The sequence below is a fragment of the Barnesiella sp. An22 genome (assembly GCF_002159975.1).
In the GTDB taxonomy this organism is placed as follows: Bacteria; Bacteroidota; Bacteroidia; order Bacteroidales; family Barnesiellaceae; genus Barnesiella; species Barnesiella merdigallinarum.
In genome coordinates, this window is record NZ_NFJR01000001.1 from 491,930 (window position 1) to 512,115 (window position 20,186).

Here is a 20,186-nt window from a genome sequence, read left to right on the forward strand (position 1 = left end):
GGTTAATCGTCTGCTAAAATACGACTAAATAACCACTTGCTATTGCTTGTTAACGGTTTTTAGAACATCTTCATTTATTTCTACCGGGTACTTCTTGTTGAGGTTTTCGACCCATACCTTCTCGAGATAGTTCTGATAATCGGCCGTCACCTGACCGCGTACGTCGGTATAAGCCTCGGGATATTTCTTCAACAGCTTGCCCGACACGAAGGCTACCGGCAGTTTCTCGTCGGCCTTGGCCGGAGCGCCCTTGAATACCAGTTGGTCTACCCAACCATTCTCGCCCTCGACAAAGAGGCCGCGCTCTACCTTCACCCGGGTGAGCGAGTCGGTGTTGAACTCGCGGGTGAGTACCACGATTACCGAGTCGGCATCGAGTTTCTTCAACTGTTTCTTGATGGCCGTGGCGGTGGTATCGTCGCTACATTGGATAAGGAACCCTTTGTAGTGCGGTTTGTCCCATTTGTATTTTTTCTTGTTTTTCTTGAAGAACTTCTGCAGGCCTTCGGTATCTTGCGAAGCCTTCTCCCATACCTCACGGTTGCTCACTTCGAAGAGCAGCATGCCGTCGCGGTATTCGTTCATCAGGTTGCGGAAGTCGGGATATTTCTCCTCGAGACGGCTCTTCTCGTAATCGAGAATCTCGCGGTCGACCATGAAACCGACCATGGCCGAGATGTAGTCCGACACGTTGCGAGTCACGTCGCGACCCTTGGGCAAGAACTTGGCAAAGTCGGCTACGGTATAGGTGTGACCCTGGAACGAGAAGAGTTGGCTCTGGTCGTTGTGAATGGCTGCGATGTAAGACGAATCGACCTTACCCATCTCCTGGGCCAGCTTCATCAGTTTCTCCTGCTGAGCCTCGACCAGTGCGAAATTGTATTCGGTCTTCAACTTGGCCACCATGGCATTGCGAGCCATGCCGCCCCGCTCGTCGCGAGTCATCATGCGGGCAATCTCCGAACGCATCTGCTCAAAGGGCTTGATACCCCGCTTGTCGAGCAACTTGATGATGTGCCAGCCATAGGGCGAGAGCACGGGCTCGGAGATGTCGCCTTTGTTCTTGAGGGCAAAACCGGCATCTTCAAACTCTTTGACAAACTGACCGCTGCTTACCCAGGGCAACTCACCGCCGCGTACGGCCGTGCCTTTGTCCTCCGAGCGCTCCTTGGCCAGCGTGGCAAAGTCGGCCCCGGCCTTCAACTCGGCATAGATGGCACGAATCTCGGCCTCTTTCTGTTTCTTCACCTCGTCGGAAGCGTTGCGGGGAACCAGCACCATGATGTGTGCAAAGAGAAACTCACCGGGGTTGGGCCGGCGGCTGTGTACCTTGATGATGTGGTAGCCAAACTGGGTCTCCACCACGTCCGACACCTCGCCCGGCTGCAGGGCAAATGCGGCTTTCTCGAACGGATAGACGGTGCGGCCGCCACTGATGAATCCCAAATAGCCTTTGTTCTGGCGCGAACCGTCTTCGCTGTATTTCTCGGCCAGAGCACCGAAGTCCTGACCGTCTCTGATGCAGTTCAATATCGAGTCGGCTTTCTGCCGTGCGGCTGCACGCTCCTCGGGAGTGCGGGCATTGAGGCCGATAAGGATGTGGCTAACCTCTACATCCTCTTTCATGCGGTCGTAAGCCTCGCGGGCCAACTTCTCGTCGACCGACGAATCGATGAGATAGGGCTTGGCCAACTCGTCGCGATACCCGGCCAACTCTTTTTTGAAAGCGGCGGTCGTGTCGATGCCCAGAGCCTCGGCCTCGGCCACCTTGAGTTTATAGTTCTTAAATAGCGTAACGTATTCGTCGAGCGACTTCTGGTCGATTTGCTGCTGGCTGTTCTTGTTGTAGATATACTCGAACTCCGATTTGTGAATATCCTTGTTGTTTACTCTCATAATGACCGGGTCTACATCGGCAGCCAAGACCCAGGCCCAGGAATTACCGGCAAGCAAAGCCGCTACAAGCCATTTGTTTTTCATTGTGTTATGCGTTATGTTTTTATCGAGACCCTTGCGGGCTCAAGTTATCAAAAAAATAATACACTATTTTAACGCTGCAACGATAGAAAAATTATATGGCAACCGCTAAAATAGTGTATCATTTTTTCGCAAAAATCTATTTCACTCCGTTATCCCCGGCTGTAATTGGGAGCCTCGCTGGTGATGGTCACGTCGTGGGGGTGACTCTCGGCTACACCGGCGTTGGTGATACGGGTAAATTTAGCGTTGTGCAGGGCTTCGATGTCCTTGGCACCGCAATAGCCCATACCGGCACGCAGACCGCCTACCATCTGGTAAACCACTTCGTAGAGCGAGCCTTTGAAGGGGACACGGGCGGCGATACCCTCGGGTACCAGCTTCTTGGTATCGGTTTCGTTGGACTGGAAATAACGGTCTTTCGAACCCTTCTCCATGGCTTCGAGCGAACCCATGCCGCGGTACGACTTGTACTTACGGCCGTTGAAGATGATAGTCTCGCCCGGCGACTCTTCCACACCGGCCAGCATGCCACCCAGCATCACCGAGTAGGCTCCGGCGGCCAGCGCCTTGACAATATCACCCGAGTAACGGATACCACCGTCGGCAATCAAGGGTACACCCGTACCTTTCAGAGCCTTGGCCACATCATATACGGCCGACAGCTGAGGCACACCCACACCGGCAATAACGCGGGTCGTACAGATGGAACCCGGACCGATACCGACTTTCACACCGTCGGCTCCGGCATCGACCAGGTAACGGGCGGCCTCGCCAGTGGCAATATTGCCCACAACGACATCGATGTCGGGATATTTGGCCTTAATATCTTTCAATACGCCAATCACACCTTTGGAGTGACCGTGTGCCGTATCGATGACGATAGCATCGGCACCGGCCTCGACCAGGGCGTCGACACGGGTCATCGAGTCGACGGTAACGCCCACTCCGGCAGCTACGCGCAGACGGCCCAGCTTGTCTTTGCAGGCAAACGGTTTGTCCTTGGCTTTGGTAATATCCTTGTAGGTTACCAGTCCTACGAGATGCCCTTCCTTGTCGACTACGGGCAGCTTCTCGATCTTGTATTTCTGGAGGATGTCGGCAGCCTGCTGCAGGTCGGTCGACTGCGAGGTTGTAACCAGATTTTCCTTGGTCATCACCTCGTCGACCAAACGGTCGAGATCGCGCTCAAACCGCAAGTCGCGGTTGGTAACGATACCCACCAGTATCTTGTTTTCGTTGACTACGGGGATACCACCGATGTGGTATTCGCTCATCATCGCCAATGCTTCGCGCACCGTAGAGCCGCAACGTATGGTCACGGGGTCGTAAATCATACCGTTCTCGGCACGTTTCACGGCGTGTACCTGCCGGGCCTGGGCCTCGATGCTCATGTTTTTATGAATCACGCCAATGCCGCCTTCGCGAGCGATAGCGATTGCCAACTGTGCTTCGGTAACGGTATCCATGGCCGCCGAAACTAAAGGAATATTTAATCGGATATTTCGTGAAAACTGTGTCGAGAGCTCGACTTCACGAGGGAGGACTTCGGAGTAAGCGGGGATTAACAATACATCGTCAAAGGTTAATCCGTCCATCACCACTTTTTCTGCAACAAATGACATAATGAAGTTCATTAGAATTTTATTGCATGCAAAGATAAAAATTTTTTGCAAGCTATTATAGAGCTTCGACAGATTTTTTTATTATTTATTGTTCGCTCCAAAGAGAGTCGGACAGGGTGCCCCGACCGCTCCCACCGACCGGCGCGAGCAGAGCCGGTACCGATACAGAAAGGGGCGGCCCGTGTGTCGAGTCGCCCCTTTGTATCGTAACGCTGGTTATATCAATTTCCCATCTCGGAGAGGAACTTGATACGAATCAACCGTATCTCCTCCTCGCTGTATTCCATGCCAAACTCTTCGATGGCATCCTCGAGGCTGTCGCTCTCGCTCTCCTTGAAGTAGTTGAAAATGTCGTCGATGTGCTCGTCGTCCATAATCTCGCGCAGGAAGTAATCGATGTTAATCTTCGTGCCCGAGTAGACGATGGCCTCGATTTCGTCGAGCAGCTCGCTGAAGTCGAGCCCCTTCGACTCGGCCAGTTCGTCGAGGGCAATCTTGCGGTCGATGGCTTGGATAATCGAGACCTTCAGTTTCGACTTGTTGGCAACGGTGCGCACGCGCAGGTCTTCGGGACGCTCGATTTCGTTCTCCTCGACGTGAGCCTTGATGACCTTGATGAACTCCTCGCCGTATCGTTTGGCTTTGCCGGCACCCACACCCGGAATGTTCTGCAACTCCTCGAGGGTGATGGGATAGGTCGTGGCCATGGCTTCGAGCGACGGGTCCTGGAAGATGACGTAGGGCGGCAACTCGAGCCGCTTGGCAATCTTCTTGCGCAGGTCTTTGAGGATGGCGTACAGCTCGGGGTCTACCGCACAGGCGGCTCCGCCCTTCATGGGTACCTCTTCCTCCATCTCTTCGAAATCGACATCCTTCACAATCTTGAACGATACCGGATTCTTCAGGAATGCGTGTCCGGCTTTGGTCACCTTCAACAATCCATAGTTTTCAATATCCTTACTGATATAACCGGCTATCAATGCCTGACGGATTACGGCATTCCACGTACGCTCGTCTTCGCCCTGTCCGCTACCGAAGACCTCCAGGTCTTCGTGCTGATACGAGAGCACCTGGCTGGTCTCTTTGCCCAGCAGGACATCGATAACATATTCGGTTTTAAATTTCTCTTTCAGTGCAATGATAGTTTCAAGAACCGCACAAAGTTGATCTTTTGCTTCCACTTGTTTTTTAGGATTTAGGCAATTATCACAATTTCCGCAATTGTCTTCTTCATACTCCTCACCGAAGTAGTGCAGCAGAATCTTGCGGCGGCAGAGCGACGACTCGGCATAGGCTGCAGTTTCCAGCAGCAACTGTTTGCCTATCTCTTGCTCGGCCAGGGGTTTACCCTGCATGAACTTCTCGAGTTTCTGCAAGTCTTTGTTGATATAAAATGTTATACATTGGCCTTCACCTCCGTCACGACCGGCACGTCCCGTCTCCTGATAGTAGCCCTCGAGGCTCTTGGGTATATCGTAGTGTATGACATAGCGCACATCGGGTTTGTCGATGCCCATGCCAAAGGCTATCGTGGCGACGATAACGTCGATCTTTTCCAACAGGAATGCGTCCTGGTTTTGCGTACGGGTAGCCGAGTCCATACCGGCGTGGTAGGGCAACGCCCGTATCCCGTTCACCTGCAGTAGTTCGGCCAGCTCTTCCACCTTCTTGCGGCTCAGGCAATAGATGATGCCCGACTTCCCCTCCTGCGACTTGATATATTTGATTATATCCTTGTCGATATTCGCCGTCTTGGGGCGCACCTCGTAGTAGAGGTTGGGCCGGTTGAACGACGACTTGAAGACCGTGGCATCGAGCATGCCCAGGTTCTTCTGGATATCGTGCTGCACCTTGGGGGTGGCAGTGGCCGTGAGGGCGATAACTGGTTTTACCCCTATCTCGTTGATGATGGGTCGTATGCGGCGATACTCGGGACGGAAGTCGTGCCCCCACTCCGAGATACAGTGCGCCTCGTCGACAGCATAGAACGAGATGTTTACCTGACGCAAAAAGTCGATATTCTCTTCCTTGGTAAGCGACTCGGGTGCGACATACAGCAATTTGGTTTTTCCCGACAATATATCACTCTTGACCTGATCGATTGCCGCTTTGTTGAGCGAGGAGTTTATAAAGTGAGCCACACCGTCTTCGGCGCTGAAGTTGCGCATGGCATCGACCTGGTTTTTCATCAATGCAATCAAAGGCGAAATGACGACGGCCGTCCCGTCGAGAATCAGGGACGGTAGTTGATAACAAAGCGACTTACCTCCTCCGGTAGGCATCAATACAAAGGTGTCTTTCCCGGCGAGTAAATTTTTGATAATCGCTTCCTGATTTCCTTTGAAGGTATCGAATCCGAAATGCTTTTTCAGTTCCTCGGTCAAATTTACTTCTTTTGCCATACGGTTATTCTCTTTCTCGTTATTGGTTAGCCGATCTCTTATCGGTCTAACAAATTTATAAACAACTCTGCGTAATTACCAAATTTTAATGCTGCTTTTTTTATACGGCCAATAGTTTTGCTTTCTCTAATTTTTTCTCGGCATAGCTGCGGGTGATGTTCAGCTTCTTCTTCGCCGACGAGGGGGTCTCGTACATGGCATCCATCATCACCGTCTCGACAATCGAGCGCAAGCCGCGGGCTCCCAGTTTGAACTCGATGGCCTTGTCGACCACATAGTCGAGCATGTCGTCGTCGAAGGTGAGCTTCACGCCATCCATCTCGAACAGTTTGACATACTGCTTGATAATCGAGTTTTTGGGCTCGACCAGGATACGGCGCAGAGCGTCGCGATCGAGAGGATTCAGGTAGATGAGGATGGGCAGACGCCCGATAATCTCGGGGATGAGGCCATACGACTTGAGGTCTTGCGGGGCAATGTACTGCAACAGGTTGTCGCGGTTGATACGGTTGTTGCTGCCACCGCCGTTGAACCCTACCACGTGGGCATTGAGCCGCATGGCTATCTTGCGCTCGATACCGTCGAAGGCCCCGCCGCAGATGTAGAGGATGTTCTTGGTGTTGACCGGAATCATCTTCTGCTCGGGGTGCTTGCGCCCGCCTTGGGGCGGCACGTTCACGATAGAGCCTTCGAGCAGCTTGAGCAACCCTTGCTGCACGCCCTCGCCGCTCACGTCGCGGGTAATCGAGGGGTTGTCGCTCTTGCGGGCTATCTTGTCGATCTCGTCGATAAAGACGATACCCCGCTCGGCAGCCTCCACGTCGTAGTCGGCCACTTGAAGCAGGCGGGTGAGAATGCTCTCTATATCTTCGCCCACGTAACCGGCCTCGGTGAGCACCGTGGCATCGACAATGGTAAAGGGCACCTTGAGCAGCCGGGCAATGGTCTTGGCCAGTAAGGTCTTGCCGGTACCCGTGGGGCCTACCATGATGATGTTCGACTTCTCTATCTCCACATCGTCGGCATCGTCGGTCGCATTCTGCATGATGCGCTTGTAGTGGTTGTAGACCGACACGGCCAGGTAGCGCTTGGCATCGTCCTGCCCGATGACGTACTGGTCGAGAAAGCTCTTTATCTCTTCGGGCTTGGGCAACTCCTCGCGCGAAATCGACCATTTCGAATTTTTCTTCCGCTTCTTGTGCAGATACTCTTCGGAAAGGAGGTAGGCCTGTTCGGCACACTCGTCACAGATGCAGCCGTCACGGCCGGGCATCAGCAACCGCACCTCGTTTTCACCTCGTCCGCAAAAACTACACTTCTCACCTTTCGCCATTGCTCAAATCGTTTTTCTTGGATTTAACCAATACCTCATCGATCATGCCATACTCTTTGGCCTCGATGGCAGTCATCCAGTAGTCGCGGTCCGAGTCTTTCTCTACCCGCTCGTAGGTGTTGCCCGAGTGGTCGGCGATAATAGTATAAAGTTCTTTCTTAAGTTTCTGTATTTCGCGAGCGGTAATCTCAATATCCGAGGCCTGACCCTGGGCGCCACCCATCGGCTGGTGAATCATCACCCGCGAGTGTTTCAGGGCAAAGCGTTTCCCCTTGGTACCGGCTACCAGCAGCACGGCACCCATCGAAGCGGCCATACCGGTGCAGATGGTCGACACGTCGCAGCTGATGAACTGCATGGTGTCGTAGATACCCAACCCGGCATAAACCGACCCGCCCGGCGTATTGAAATAAATCGAGATGTCTTTACCGGGGTCGGCGGCATCGAGGTAGAGCAACTGCGCCTCTATGACATTCGAGGTATAATCGTCGATAGGTGTTCCCAGAAAGATCACACGATCCATCATCAAACGCGAGAACACGTCCATCTGAGTGACATTCAACTGACGCTCCTCCATAATGGTCGGAGAGAGGTAACTGCTGGTAAACTGTGCATACTGGTCCAGAGCCAGACCGTTCATGCCTAAATGCTTCACCGCATAATTTCTAAAATCGTTGGTCATGTTATACGTATTTAATTGTTTCTATCCCTATTTTCAATCCATGGTTGCGAAAGCCATAGCCAAAGTCAAACCGGGAAACAAAGATACTGTTTGACTTTGTCAAGACACATTCTATCTCATACAAAGATATAAACAAAAACAGTTATGCCCCAAATAAATTTGGGCGAGCCTCCTGTTTTTTAGGACCTGCTTTCACAAAAAATAATATATACATCACAACCCGCCTGCCCCTCGAACCAGCAAAACTACCGGGCCGAGGTGACAAAAAGCCCCGAAAACAGAGGGTTCCGGGGCTTCGTGTGAATTTATATCGAATTACTATCGACTGGTCTTATTCTGCAGTTTCGAACAGCTTCTGGAAATTCTCCATCGATACCTCTTTGTGGTTGAGGGTTACCGATTCCTTGATAGCCGTTTGAATCTTCATCTCGGTAGCCTGGTTGATGAGACGCGAACGGGTATCCTTGTTCGAGAGCATCTCGTTGCCGTAGCGCTCGAGTACATCGTCGGGCACACCGGTCATGCCGTATTGGGCAAACTGGCTGGCGGCTACACGTTTGGCCATAGCCTTCAGGTCGTTGTCGTCGACATGAATATCGAATTGTTTTACGATTTGCTCCTTAATCAGTTGCCACTTCAAGTCGGGTACCATGCGCGAATAGTCGTCGTCGATGGTCTCGGCCTTGCGCTCCTTGTCGGTAGCGAGCAACCAGCGTTTGAGGAATGCGTCGGGCAATTCGAAGTCGCCTACGGCTTTTTCGATGGCAGCACGCGAATCGAGCGAGAAGCGGTAGTCGCTCTCGGGAACCAGCTGGTGGGCAATCATCTCGCGGATTTTGGCCAGGTACTCTTCCTCGGTCTTCACGGTATCCTTACCGAAGATGCTGTCGAAGAACTCCTGATTCAACTCGGCGGGTTGCAGGTGGGTAATATCTGTCACTGTCATTTCGAAGTCGGATGTCACATTGGCAGCCTTCTCCTTGTCGGTATTGAGCATCGAAGCCAGTTCGGCTACCGAAGCGTTGCAGCTCTTCGAGGGGTTGAATACCACTTTGTCGCCCTTCTTCACGCCGGCAAACTTGGCCTTCTCGTCGTCGCTCTTGAAGTAGTTGGGCGAAACGATTGTGCTCTCTACCGTGATGCCGCCTTCGAGGGGAGTGCCGTCGCTCGAGAGCTCGACCATCGAACCCTTGATGAGGTCTTTCTCGTCGGTCGACTCGTCTACCGAAACCTGTTTGCCGAAGCGGGCACGGAACGATTCGTCCTGACGTTTTACCATATCGTCGTCGACCGTAATCGTGTAGTAGGGAACCGAAATCGACTTGTCTACCTTCACATTCAGTTCGGGGGCCAGAGCCACATCAAAACGGAAGGTGAAATCGTCCTGAGCATCCAGGTCGACCGTCATGTCTTCGGCCGTCATGGGCTCGCCCAGAATGTTGAGTTTGTTATCGCGGATATAATTGTACAAAGCCTCTGAAACCAAACGGTTGATCTCCTCTACCCGTACCGATTTGCCAAACATCTTCGTGAGGATGCTGAAGGGTACTTTCCCCTTTCTGAAACCGGGGATATTGGCTTTCTGCCCGTAGGCGCGAAGAGATTTATCAACTTTGTCCTGATAATCGGCTTTCGATATTTCAATCGAAATCACAGCGTTCAGGTTGTCGGTGTTTTGATGTGAAACGTTCATTCTTATGAATTTTATTAAATTAGACTCTTTACTGTTTTTACTCTCTATTGCCTACAAAAAGCGTGCAAATTTTGAGAGCGCAAAATTAGTGCTTATCTTTCGATAATCAAATTATTATTAAATTTTTTCTTTTTTCGGAACCGACAAACGAGGGGCTCCGAGGGTGCCCCTTCCCCCCTTCCGGTCGGTCGGGGACAGAGGTTCTACTTGGTATCGGCCATCAGCTGGTCGAAGAAATCGTCGAGTTCCTTGTCCATCTTTTCCCAGAAATCGTCGTGCAGATAGATATTCTCGTCGTCGATGGTAATGAGGTCGGCCACCGGCTCCATGTCGGCATTGACCAGCACCACCGAGAAGGGAGAAATAACATCCAGCGAGTGAATAGCCTGGCTCACCCGCTCATCGGCCAGTACCTTTCTCAAAAAGGCTATCAAGGCTGCATCCAGCTGGTCGCCATCGTGAGCCGTGCGCCACTCGTCGAGCTCATCGATGGTCGACTGGGCCAGCACGCCGTCACCGTCGTCGAAGACGGTAAAGAGTTGTTCGTCATACTTCACCTGCACATACATGTCGGTGAGCGACAGGGCCTCTGCACGGGCCTTCTCTACCGCTGCACAAAGGGTATCGCACAGGGTCGAGAAAAGTTTTTCTTCCGAAGCGTCCATAATCATTCTATTCGTTAAGTTGCGACAGTCGGCAACAGCCCTCCGAATCGAAGAGAAAGAGAGACTCTCCCCCACCCGATTTGGCCCTAATGCCTTCTATCTTTCACACAAAGGTAGTGAAAAAAGCAAGTATCGGCATCGACTCCATATCAAATTTTTCTTATTTCTTATATATGCCCGCACAATCATCGTGACGGCTACGATTCGAAAAGAATAAAAAAAATATCGTTTTATTCAAAAATTTATAACGATTTGTTTGGAATCAAAAATGATTTCATTACATTTGCAACATCAAACTCGCAACAGAGAAACGATGAAGAACTTTGATTTTGCATATTACTTTTACTTTTATTTTTATTTTCGCCAAAATAAAAACGGGGTTTTATGCAATTAAGAGAATGTAAAACAGAACAACGACACGTATAGTAAAATCCCGTTCAACCACCGAACGGGATTTTTTTATTTTCGACCTATGAAGAAGAGAGTCACCATACAAGGCATAGCCGGCTGTTACCACGAAGCCGCCGCCCGCGCCTACTTCGGCGAGGAGGAAATCGAGACCGTCGCTTGTGCCACCTTTGCCGAGATGTTCGACCGCATGGCACTCGACCACTCCCTGCTGGGCATCATCGCCATCGAGAATACCATCGCCGGCAGCCTGCTGCAAAACCACGAGTTGCTGCGCAAGAGCAATCTGAACATCGTGGGGGAATACAAGTTGCGCATCTCGCACGTACTGGCCGCTCTGCCGGGCGAGACCCTCGACGACATACGCGAGGTAAACTCGCACCCCATGGCCCTGATGCAGTGCGGCGAGTTTCTCAAGACCCACCCGCGCATGAAACTCGTCGAAAAGGACGACACGGCGGGCAGCGCCCAGGAGATAGCCCAGCACCACCTCACGGGGCATGCCGCCATCTGCGGCCGGCTGGCGGCCCAAATCTACGGTCTGAACATCCTGGCCGAGGGCATCGAGACCAACAAGCGAAACTTCACCCGCTTCCTGGTCGTGGCCGACCCGCTTTACAGCGACTGGCTCACCGCCGGCAAGCGCATCAACAAGGCGTCGCTCGTCTTCAGCCTGCCCCACACGCAAGGCAGCCTGTCGAAGGTGCTCACCATCCTCTCCTTCTACGACATCAACCTGTCGAAAATACAATCCATGCCCATCATCGGGCGAGAGTGGGAATACCGGTTTTACATCGACCTCACGTTCGACAACTTCACCCGCTACAAACAATCGCTCGACGCCATACGGCCGTTGACCAAGAACTTCAAAATACTCGGAGAATATGCAGAATTTGACAAACCCCTTTGACATACGGCCCGCCCACCGGGTAAACCAGGTGAGCGAATACTACTTCTCGCGCAAGCTCAAAGAGATTGCCGGGCTCAATGCCCAAGGACTCGACATCATCAGCCTGGGCATCGGGGGTCCCGACCGGCCTCCCCACGCCGATACCATCGAGGCGCTCTGCTCCGAGAGCCGGCGCCCCGACACCCACAGCTACCAGCCCTACGTGGGCATTCCCGCACTGCGGCAGGCCTTTGCCGACTGGTATGCCCGCTGGTATGGCGTAGAGCTCGACCCCCAGCGCGAAATACAGCCGCTCATCGGTTCGAAAGAGGGCATCCTGCACATCAGCCTTGCCTTCCTCAACCCCGGCGACGGGGTGTTGGTACCCAATCCCGGCTACCCCACCTACAGCTCGGTGAGCCGGCTGGCCGAGGCCGAAATCTTCACCTACGACCTCGACGAGCAGAACGGGTGGCAACCCGACTTCAATCAGCTCGAGTCGCTGCCGCTCGACCGCATCAAACTCATGTGGGTCAACTACCCCAACATGCCTACCGGCGCCAACGCCTCGGTCGAGCTGTTTACCCGTCTGGTCGAGTTTGGCCGGCGTCACGGCATCGTCATCGTCAACGACAACCCCTACAGCTTCATCCTCAACGACCGGCCCCTCAGCCTGCTGTCGATACCCGGCGCCCGCGAGTGCTGCATCGAGATGAACTCGCTGAGCAAGTCGCACAACATGGCCGGCTGGCGCATCGGCATGCTGGCCTCGAACCCGCAGTTTGTCGAGTGGATATTGCGGGTGAAGAGCAACATCGACTCGGGCATGTTCCGCCCCTTGCAGAGCGCGGCCATCAAGGCACTCTCGTGCGGTCCCGAATGGTATGCCGAGGTAAACCGGGTCTACCGCTCGCGACGGACCGTTGCCGAGCAAATCATGCAGGCGCTCGACTGCAGCTACGACCCCTCGCAAGTGGGGCTGTTCCTGTGGGGGCGCATCCCCGACGAGGCCCGCGACGCCGAATCGCTGGCCGACCGCGTGCTCTACGACGCCCGCGTATTCATCACCCCGGGGTTCATCTTCGGCAGCGGGGGCAACCGCTACCTGCGCATCTCGCTCTGCGCCCCCGAAGAGCGAATGAAAGAAGCTTTACAACGTATCGAAAAAATGAAATCCTAAAATACTATTTGTTATGAACGACTTACAACCGATTACACTTCCCGGGGTCGACCTCAAGCGTCCCGTCATCATAGCCGGTCCCTGCAGTGCCGAGACCGAAGAACAGGTAATGAACACCGCCCGCCAACTGGCCGGGCAAGGCATCAAGATATTCCGCGCCGGGATATGGAAACCCCGCACCAAACCGGGAGGATTCGAAGGCGTGGGCGTAGAGGGCCTGAACTGGCTCAAACGGGTGAAAGAGGAGACCGGCATGTACACCGCCACCGAGGTGGCCACCGAGCGACACGTGTTCGAAGCCCTCAAGCACGGCATAGACATCCTGTGGATAGGAGCCCGCACCACGGCCAACCCCTTTGCCGTACAGGAGATTGCCGACGCCCTGAAGGGGGTCGATATTCCCGTACTCATCAAGAACCCCGTGAACCCCGACCTCGAGCTGTGGATTGGCGCCGTCGAGCGCATCTACAACGCCGGCCTGCATCGGCTGGCTGTTATACACCGCGGCTTCAGCAGCTACGACAAGCACCTCTACCGCAATCTGCCCCAGTGGCACATTCCCATCGAGTTGCGCCGCCGCCTGCCCAACCTGCCCATCTTCTGCGACCCCAGCCACATCGGGGGCAAGCGCGAACTGGTGGCCCCGTTGTGCCAGCAGGCCATGGACCTGGGTTTCGACGGACTCATCGTCGAGTCGCACTGCGACCCCGACTGCGCCTGGAGCGACAAGAACCAGCAGGTGACCCCCGACGCCCTCCACTATATACTGAACATGCTGGTGATTCGCGAGACCACCCAAACCACCGAGAACCTCTCGGAGCTGCGCAGCCAGATAGACCAGCTCGACAACCAACTGCTCGAACTGCTGGCCAAGCGCATGCGGGTTTCGCGCGAAATCGGCCAATACAAAAAGGAGCACAGCATGCCCGTTTTGCAGACCAGCCGCTATGACGAGATTCTGCAAAAGCGCATGGCCGAGGCCGTGGAGCTGGGCATGGGAGCCGACTTCATGAAAGAGATCATGCAGGCCATTCACGAGGAGTCGGTACACCAGCAAATGGAGATTATCAATAAATAAAAGGAGATTACCACTTAGCAATAAGATTACAAGTTGTCGCATTGTCTATGAAAATCGTTATTCTCGGAGCCGGCAAAATGGGGTCGTTCTTTGCCGACGTACTCAGCTTCGACCACGAAGTCGCCCTCTACGACGTCGACCCGCAACGGCTTCGATTCGCCTTCAACACCCTGCGCATGACCCGCCCCGAAGAGATAGGCGAGTTTGCCCCCGACCTGGTCATCAACGCCGCCACGGTCAAGTACACCATCGAGGCGTTCGAGTCGGTGCTCCCCTACCTGCCGGCCCGCACCATCCTGTCCGACATCGCCTCGGTCAAGACCGGTCTGCCCGAGTTCTACGCCCGGGCGGGACACCCGTTCGTATCGACCCACCCCATGTTCGGCCCCACCTTTGCCAACCTGAGCGACCTGAGCACGCAGCACGTCATCATCATCACCGAGGGCGACCACCTGGGCAAAGTCTTTTTCAAGGACATCTACCAGCGGTTGCGGCTCAACATCTTCGAATATTCGTTCCGCGAGCACGACGAGACCATCGCCTACTCCCTGTCGATACCCTTCACCTCGACCCTGGTATTCGCCTCGATCATGAAGCACCAGGATGCCCCGGGTACCACCTTCAAGAAGCACATGGACATTGCCCGCGGCCTGCTCTCGGAAGACGACTACCTGCTCACCGAGATACTCTTCAACCCCAACACCCCGCAGCAGGTGCGGCAGATACAGGAGCAACTCTCGGTCCTGCTCGACATCGTCGAACAGAAAGATACCGACCGCATGAAAGAGTACCTCACCCGGGTACGGAAAAACATCGAGTGAAGACTCCCGTCGCCGCCACACCCGGCAACACCCCCATCGAGATAGCGTGCCACCCTCCCCGGCGGTACGCTATCTTTTGTTTTTCACCCTTTCGACGCCCGCTTGAGAAAAGTCATCAATCGATTGATTATCTTATATTTATAAAATATCATCTTTTATTTACTCCGCGATTTTGGTATAATATTTTCTTTTCTTGCAAAAGAATATCTATATTTGTAGGTTGACTCAGGAGGTCGATACCCATACACTGAAAAAACAGGATTTTTTGATATGAGAAAATATAATGTGTTCCGCATTTCGTGTATCGCACTGCTATGGCTTTTTTGTGCCGTGACATTGATTTGGGCGAAAGGTATTGATGGGCAAGTGCTGTTTGCCATCATAGCCTCGGGAATCATCGTATTCGTGCCTCTCTACAAACAATGGAAACGAGAGAGCAACAACCAATGAGCCGCCAAGTCGATAAAATAGTTGAAAATGGAACCCGATAACATAGAACTACTCAAACAGATAAACTTCCCTGCCGACCTGCGCAAACTGCCGGTCGAGAAACTGCCCGAGGTGTGTGCCGAGATACGCCGTTTCCTCATCGGCTCGCTGGCCCACAACCCGGGACACTTCGGGTCGAGCATGGGGGCCGTCGAGCTGACCGTAGCCCTGCACTACGTATTCGACACCCCTTACGACCGCATCGTATGGGACGTGGGGCATCAGGCCTACGGGCACAAGATACTGACCGGCCGCCGCGAGCGGTTCGACACCTGCCGCAAACTGAACGGGCTGAGCGGTTTCCCCAATCCGGCCGAGAGCGAATACGACGCCTTCATCGCCGGCCATGCCTCCAACTCCATATCGGCCGCGCTGGGTATGGCCATCGCCACCCGGCTGAAACACGAGGAGAAGGAGCGCAAGGTGATTGCCGTCATCGGCGATGCCTCCATTGCCGGCGGGCTGGCCTTCGAGGGACTGAACAACGCCTCGATTAACCCCAACAACCTGCTCATCATCCTCAACGACAACGATATGGCCATCGACCATAACGTGGGCGGATTGAACGAATATCTGGTAAACATCACCACCTCGCGGGGGTACAACCGGCTGCGTTACGACGCCTACCGCACCCTGCGGCGGTTCAACCTCATCGACGAGGAGCACCGCGGCGCGATACTGCGCTTCAACAACAGCCTGAAGGCACTGCTTACCAAGCAACAGAACATATTCGAGGGGCTCGACATACGCTATTTCGGACCCATCGACGGCCACAACGTTATCAATATCGTCAACAAACTGAACGACATCAAGGATATGACGGGGCCTAAGATACTGCACCTGCGCACCATCAAGGGCAAGGGGTATGCTCCGGCCGAAAAAGAGCCTACCATCTGGCACGCTCCCGGCTGTTTCGACCCCGCTACGGGCCAACGCAAAAGCGAGCCCGAGGGCAACAAGCCCCCCAAGTTTCAGGACGTATTCGGCCACACGCTGGTCGAGCTGGCCGAGCAGAACGACAAGATTACCGTCATCACACCGGCCATGCCCACAGGCAGCTCGTCGTGTTTCATGATGGAGCGCTTTCCCCAGCGGTCGTTCGATGTGGGCATCTCCGAAGAGCATGCCGCCACCTTCGCCGCCGGACTGGCCAAAGAGGGGCTGCAACCCTTCTGCAGCATTTACTCCACCTTCCTGCAACGCGCTTTCGACGAGGTGATACACGACGTGGCTATACAGAAACTGCCCGTCACCTTCTGCATCGACCGGGCCGGACTGGTGGGTGAAGACGGGGTGACGCACCACGGGGTATTCGACCTGTGCTACCTGCGCTGCATCCCCAACATGACCATCGCCGCCCCCATGGACGAGCACTACCTGCGCCACCTCATGTACACGGCGCAACTGCGCAACAACGGGCCCTTTGCCATACGCTATCCGCGCGGCAGCGGCAGCCAGGTCGACTGGCGCTGCCCCATGCACGAGCTGCCCATCGGCAAAGGTCGCCAGCTATGCGAAGGCGACGACATAGCCGTGCTCTGCGTGGGCCCCATCGGGGTCGATGCCCTGCACGCCGTGCAACGGGCACGCGAAGCGGACGTGAAGGCAGCCCTCTACGACATGATTTTTGTCAAGCCCCTCGACGAGGAGATACTCCACGAGGTAGGCCAGAAATACAAGAGAGTCATCACCCTGGAAGACGGGAGCATCACCGGCGGATTCGGGAGTGCCGTGCTGGAATTCATGGCCGACCACGGTTACACGCCCCGCATCAAACGGATGGGCATTCCCGACCGGTTTATCGCTCAGGGCTCCGTCAAAGAGTTGCACCAGCTGTGCGGCATCGACGAAGAGAGTATTTACGCGACCCTCATGGGTAATTGAATATAAAGATACAAAGGGTATACATTATGAAAATCATCATCGCCGGAGCAGGAGAGGTGGGAACCCACCTGGCCAAACTGCTCTCCCGGGAAGAACAGGACATTATCCTGATCGACAACGACGAAGAAAAGCTAAGAGAACTCGACGCCAACTACAACCTGATGACGATTGTGGGAAACCCCACCGCCTTTATGACCCTGAAACAGGCCAAGGTGCACCAGGCCGACCTGTTTATCGCCGTCATGCCGTTCGAGACCCGCAACATCATGGCTTGCACCATGGCCTCGAAACTGGGAGCCAAGAAGACGCTGGCCCGGGTCGACAACTACGAATATCTGCTGCCCGAGAACAAAGCCTTCTTCGACAGCCTGGGGGTAAACGAACTCATCTATCCCGAAAAGCTGGCGGCCGAGGAGGTAATCACCGCCCTGCGACACACCTGGACCCGCAACTGGTTCGAGCTGTGCAACGGCGAGCTCATCGTCTTGAGCGTGAAGTTGCACGACAACGCCAAGATTCTGAACAAGAAACTCTACGAAGTCACCACAGCCGACAGCCAGTTTCACATTGCGGCCATCAAGCGCATACACGAAACCATTATCCCACGTGGTAACGACGAGATAAAGGTGGGCGACATCGCCTACTTCACCACCACGCCCAACCACATCGGGGAGATACGACAGCTCGCAGGCGAAAGCGAAGCCGAAATCCACAAAATCATGATTATGGGCGGCAGTCGCATTGCCATACGCATCTCGAGCTATGCCCCCGACGACATGGACATCAAGCTCATCGAATGCGACCGCCAGAAGAGCTACAAACTGGCCGAGCGCATGCACGATGTCATCATCATCCAGGGCGACGGCCGCAACGTGGACCTGCTCAAAGAGGAGGGCATACGCGATATGGATGCCTTCATTGCCCTCACCGACAGCTCCGAGACCAACATTCTGGCCTGCCTCACCGCCAAAGAGCTGGGAGTGCAGAAGACAATCGCCGAGGTCGAGAACCTGCAATTCATCTCGACGGCCGAGCGGCTGAACATCGGCAACATCATCAACAAGAAGCTGCTGGCGGCCAGCCGCATCTTCCAGTTGCTGCTCGACGAAGACTCGTCGAACGCCAAATGTCTGGCCCTGTCGGATGCCGAAGTGATGGAGCTCGTCGCCAAAGAGAACTCCAAGATTACCAAAGCGCCGGTCAAAGACCTGAAACTACCGTCGGACCTGACCATCGGTGGTCTGGTGCGCAACGGTCACGGTATGGTGGTGACCGGTAACACCTGGATACAGCCCAACGACCACGTCGTCATCTTCTGTCTCGACACGGCCCTGCACAAAATAGACAAGCTGTTTAATTAACGAGAGAGACTATGGCCAAAATCAATGTTCGTGTCATACTGAAATTTATCGGGATGCTGCTCTGTCTGGAGGCCATCCTCATGCTCGCGCCCTATATCGTTGCCCTCATCTATGGCGAAGGCGACGCCATGGCCTTCCTGTTGTCGATAGGGATAACGGCCATCACGGGAGGTGCGCTGTTCTACTTCTTCCGGAATGCCCGCAACGAGGTGGGCAAACGCGAAAGTTACCTGATTGTCACCTCCATCTGGCTCTTCTTCACCCTCTTCGGCATGTTGCCCTTCTGCTTTATGCCCAACTCTCTGAGTGTAGCCGATGCCTTTTTCGAAACCGTTTCGGGGCTGACGACAACCGGAGCCTCGATTATTCCCAACGTCGAAGCCCTGCCCCACGGCATTCTGTTCTGGCGCAGCTTCACCCATCTTATCGGCGGTATGGGTATCATCCTCTTGACCGTCGCCATACTGCCCATGCTCAACCACCAGGGCGGTCTGATTCTGTTCAACTCGGAGGTGACCGGCATTTCACACGAGAAACTGAAACCGAAGATTGGCGAGACCTCCAAGAAGCTGTGGTACGTATACATATCGCTCACCGCCATCCTGTGCCTGTTGCTGTGCGTAGGTCCCATGAAGCCGTTCGACGCCATCTGCCACGCCTTCAGCACCATGGCCACGGGTGGATTCTCGACCAAGCAGGCCAGCCTCAACCACTGGCACTCGGCCTATATCGACTATGTCATCACGATATTTACCTTTGTGGCCGGTATCAACTTCGCCCTGGTATACCGGGCCGTCACCGGCGACGTGAAGCGACTCTTCTCCAACGAAGAGACCAAATGGTATACCGTTATCGTCGTGGGAGCTACGGTCGTAGTGGTAGCCGGACTCTATGTGACGGGACAAAACAGTTCGTTCGAAGAGACCGTGCGGGTATCGCTGGCCCAGGTAGTCACCGTCATCACCAGCACGGGATACACCGTGGGCGATTACGTAGCCTGGGGACCCTTCTTCACTACCATATTCCTGCTGCTCATGTTCTTCGGTGCTTGTGCAGGCTCGACCTGCGGCGGTGCCAAGATAGACCGTCTGGTAGTGCTGGCCAAGAATACCCGCAACGAGTTCTACCGGGTTATCCACCCCAACGCCATTCTGCCCGTGCGGGTCAACGGCAAAGCCATTTCGCACGAGGTGGTCTCCAAGATTCTGGCCTTCATCCTGGTCTATGTGATGGTACTCATTGCCGGCTCTATCGTGCTGACGGCACTGGGGCTCTCGATCGAAGAGGCCTTCGGGTCTACCCTCTCGTGTCTGAGCAACATCGGGCCGGGAGCCGGAGCCACGGGACCGGTCGGGAACTATGCCTTTATCCCCGACATAGGCAAATGGACCCTCTCTTTCATCATGCTCATCGGGCGTCTCGAGCTGTTCACCGTGCTCATCCTCTTTACCTCCTATTTCTGGAAAAACTCGTAGGACCGGCACACTCTCGTCAGCTCCACCAAGAGGGGATTCCGTGTAAAAATATCGGCTCATGCTCTGTTTTTACATACGACTTTGCCTATCTTTGCTACACGAATACAGGAGGCGGTTCAGCACAGCCAAACTTGAAAACTTCATTTTCGTTTGTCTCTGCCTTCGCCTTTCACTACCTTTGTAGAAGATAGGAGGCGGTTCAGCACAGCCAAACTTGAAAACTT

15 protein-coding genes are annotated in these 20,186 nt (G+C 54.3%); 8 read left to right on the top strand and 7 right to left on the bottom strand.

The genetic code is table 11. The features are described from left to right. Positions 1 to 39: 39 nt before the first annotated feature. The 7 genes from B5F38_RS02055 to B5F38_RS02085 form a co-directional block, all read right to left on the bottom strand. Positions 40 to 1,980, bottom strand: coding sequence for a peptidylprolyl isomerase (locus tag B5F38_RS02055; protein WP_087407650.1), 1,941 nt, complete (start codon positions 1,978 to 1,980; stop codon positions 40 to 42). 149 nt (positions 1,981 to 2,129) lie between these two features. After that, the gene (guaB, locus tag B5F38_RS02060; protein WP_087407768.1) at positions 2,130 to 3,602 is read right to left on the bottom strand and encodes an IMP dehydrogenase; all 1,473 of its coding nucleotides are present in this window, start codon (positions 3,600 to 3,602) and stop codon (positions 2,130 to 2,132) included. A 221-nt stretch (positions 3,603 to 3,823) separates the two neighbouring features. Next, a complete protein-coding gene (gene recQ / locus B5F38_RS02065) occupies positions 3,824 to 6,004 on the bottom strand; it encodes a DNA helicase RecQ (protein WP_087407651.1) in 2,181 nt (726 codons plus the stop codon). Between the two features lie 100 nt (positions 6,005 to 6,104). Next, entirely contained in the window at positions 6,105 to 7,337 is a 1,233-nt protein-coding gene (gene clpX, locus B5F38_RS02070; RefSeq protein WP_087407652.1) for an ATP-dependent Clp protease ATP-binding subunit ClpX, read from the bottom strand. Beyond that, the gene (gene clpP / locus B5F38_RS02075; protein ID WP_087407653.1) at positions 7,324 to 8,019 is read right to left on the bottom strand and encodes an ATP-dependent Clp endopeptidase proteolytic subunit ClpP; all 696 of its coding nucleotides are present in this window, start codon (positions 8,017 to 8,019) and stop codon (positions 7,324 to 7,326) included. Before clpP ends, clpX begins: the two co-directional genes overlap by 14 nt. A 331-nt stretch (positions 8,020 to 8,350) precedes the next feature. Beyond that, positions 8,351 to 9,712: a trigger factor gene (tig, locus tag B5F38_RS02080; protein ID WP_087407654.1), complete on the bottom strand. Its 1,362-nt coding sequence runs from the start codon at positions 9,710 to 9,712 to the stop codon at positions 8,351 to 8,353. Positions 9,713 to 9,915: 203 nt separating this feature from the next. Next, complete coding sequence (locus tag B5F38_RS02085) at positions 9,916 to 10,377, bottom strand: hypothetical protein (RefSeq protein WP_087407655.1); 462 nt, start codon at positions 10,375 to 10,377, stop codon at positions 9,916 to 9,918. Between the two features lie 472 nt (positions 10,378 to 10,849). On the opposite strand from B5F38_RS02085, the gene B5F38_RS02090 reads away from it, so the two are divergent. From B5F38_RS02090 to B5F38_RS02125, 8 genes are all read left to right on the top strand, one after another. Next, on the top strand, positions 10,850 to 11,695 hold the full coding sequence (locus tag B5F38_RS02090; protein WP_087407769.1) for a prephenate dehydratase: 846 nt from the start codon (positions 10,850 to 10,852) through the stop codon (positions 11,693 to 11,695). Further along, positions 11,670 to 12,854 (top strand): aminotransferase class I/II-fold pyridoxal phosphate-dependent enzyme, encoded by a 1,185-nt coding sequence (locus tag B5F38_RS02095; RefSeq protein ID WP_087407656.1) that lies wholly within the window; start codon positions 11,670 to 11,672, stop codon positions 12,852 to 12,854. Before B5F38_RS02090 ends, B5F38_RS02095 begins: the two co-directional genes overlap by 26 nt. A 13-nt stretch (positions 12,855 to 12,867) precedes the next feature. Then, positions 12,868 to 13,932: a bifunctional 3-deoxy-7-phosphoheptulonate synthase/chorismate mutase type II gene (locus B5F38_RS02100; protein WP_087407657.1), complete on the top strand. Its 1,065-nt coding sequence runs from the start codon at positions 12,868 to 12,870 to the stop codon at positions 13,930 to 13,932. A gap of 47 nt (positions 13,933 to 13,979) precedes the next feature. After that, positions 13,980 to 14,753 carry a prephenate dehydrogenase/arogenate dehydrogenase family protein gene (locus B5F38_RS02105; protein ID WP_087407658.1) on the top strand — a complete coding sequence of 258 codons (774 nt, stop codon included), beginning with the start codon at positions 13,980 to 13,982 and terminating at the stop codon, positions 14,751 to 14,753. A gap of 270 nt (positions 14,754 to 15,023) precedes the next feature. Then, positions 15,024 to 15,203 (top strand): hypothetical protein, encoded by a 180-nt coding sequence (locus tag B5F38_RS02110; protein ID WP_087407659.1) that lies wholly within the window; start codon positions 15,024 to 15,026, stop codon positions 15,201 to 15,203. Between the two features lie 27 nt (positions 15,204 to 15,230). After that, positions 15,231 to 17,126, top strand: a complete 1,896-nt coding sequence (gene dxs / locus B5F38_RS02115; RefSeq protein ID WP_087407660.1) for a 1-deoxy-D-xylulose-5-phosphate synthase — start codon at positions 15,231 to 15,233, stop codon at positions 17,124 to 17,126. A 26-nt stretch (positions 17,127 to 17,152) separates the two neighbouring features. Further along, a complete protein-coding gene (gene trkA / locus B5F38_RS02120) occupies positions 17,153 to 18,487 on the top strand; it encodes a Trk system potassium transporter TrkA (RefSeq protein WP_087407770.1) in 1,335 nt (444 codons plus the stop codon). Between the two features lie 11 nt (positions 18,488 to 18,498). Further along, positions 18,499 to 19,962, top strand: a complete 1,464-nt coding sequence (locus tag B5F38_RS02125) for a TrkH family potassium uptake protein (RefSeq protein ID WP_087407661.1) — start codon at positions 18,499 to 18,501, stop codon at positions 19,960 to 19,962. Positions 19,963 to 20,186: the final 224 nt, after the last annotated feature.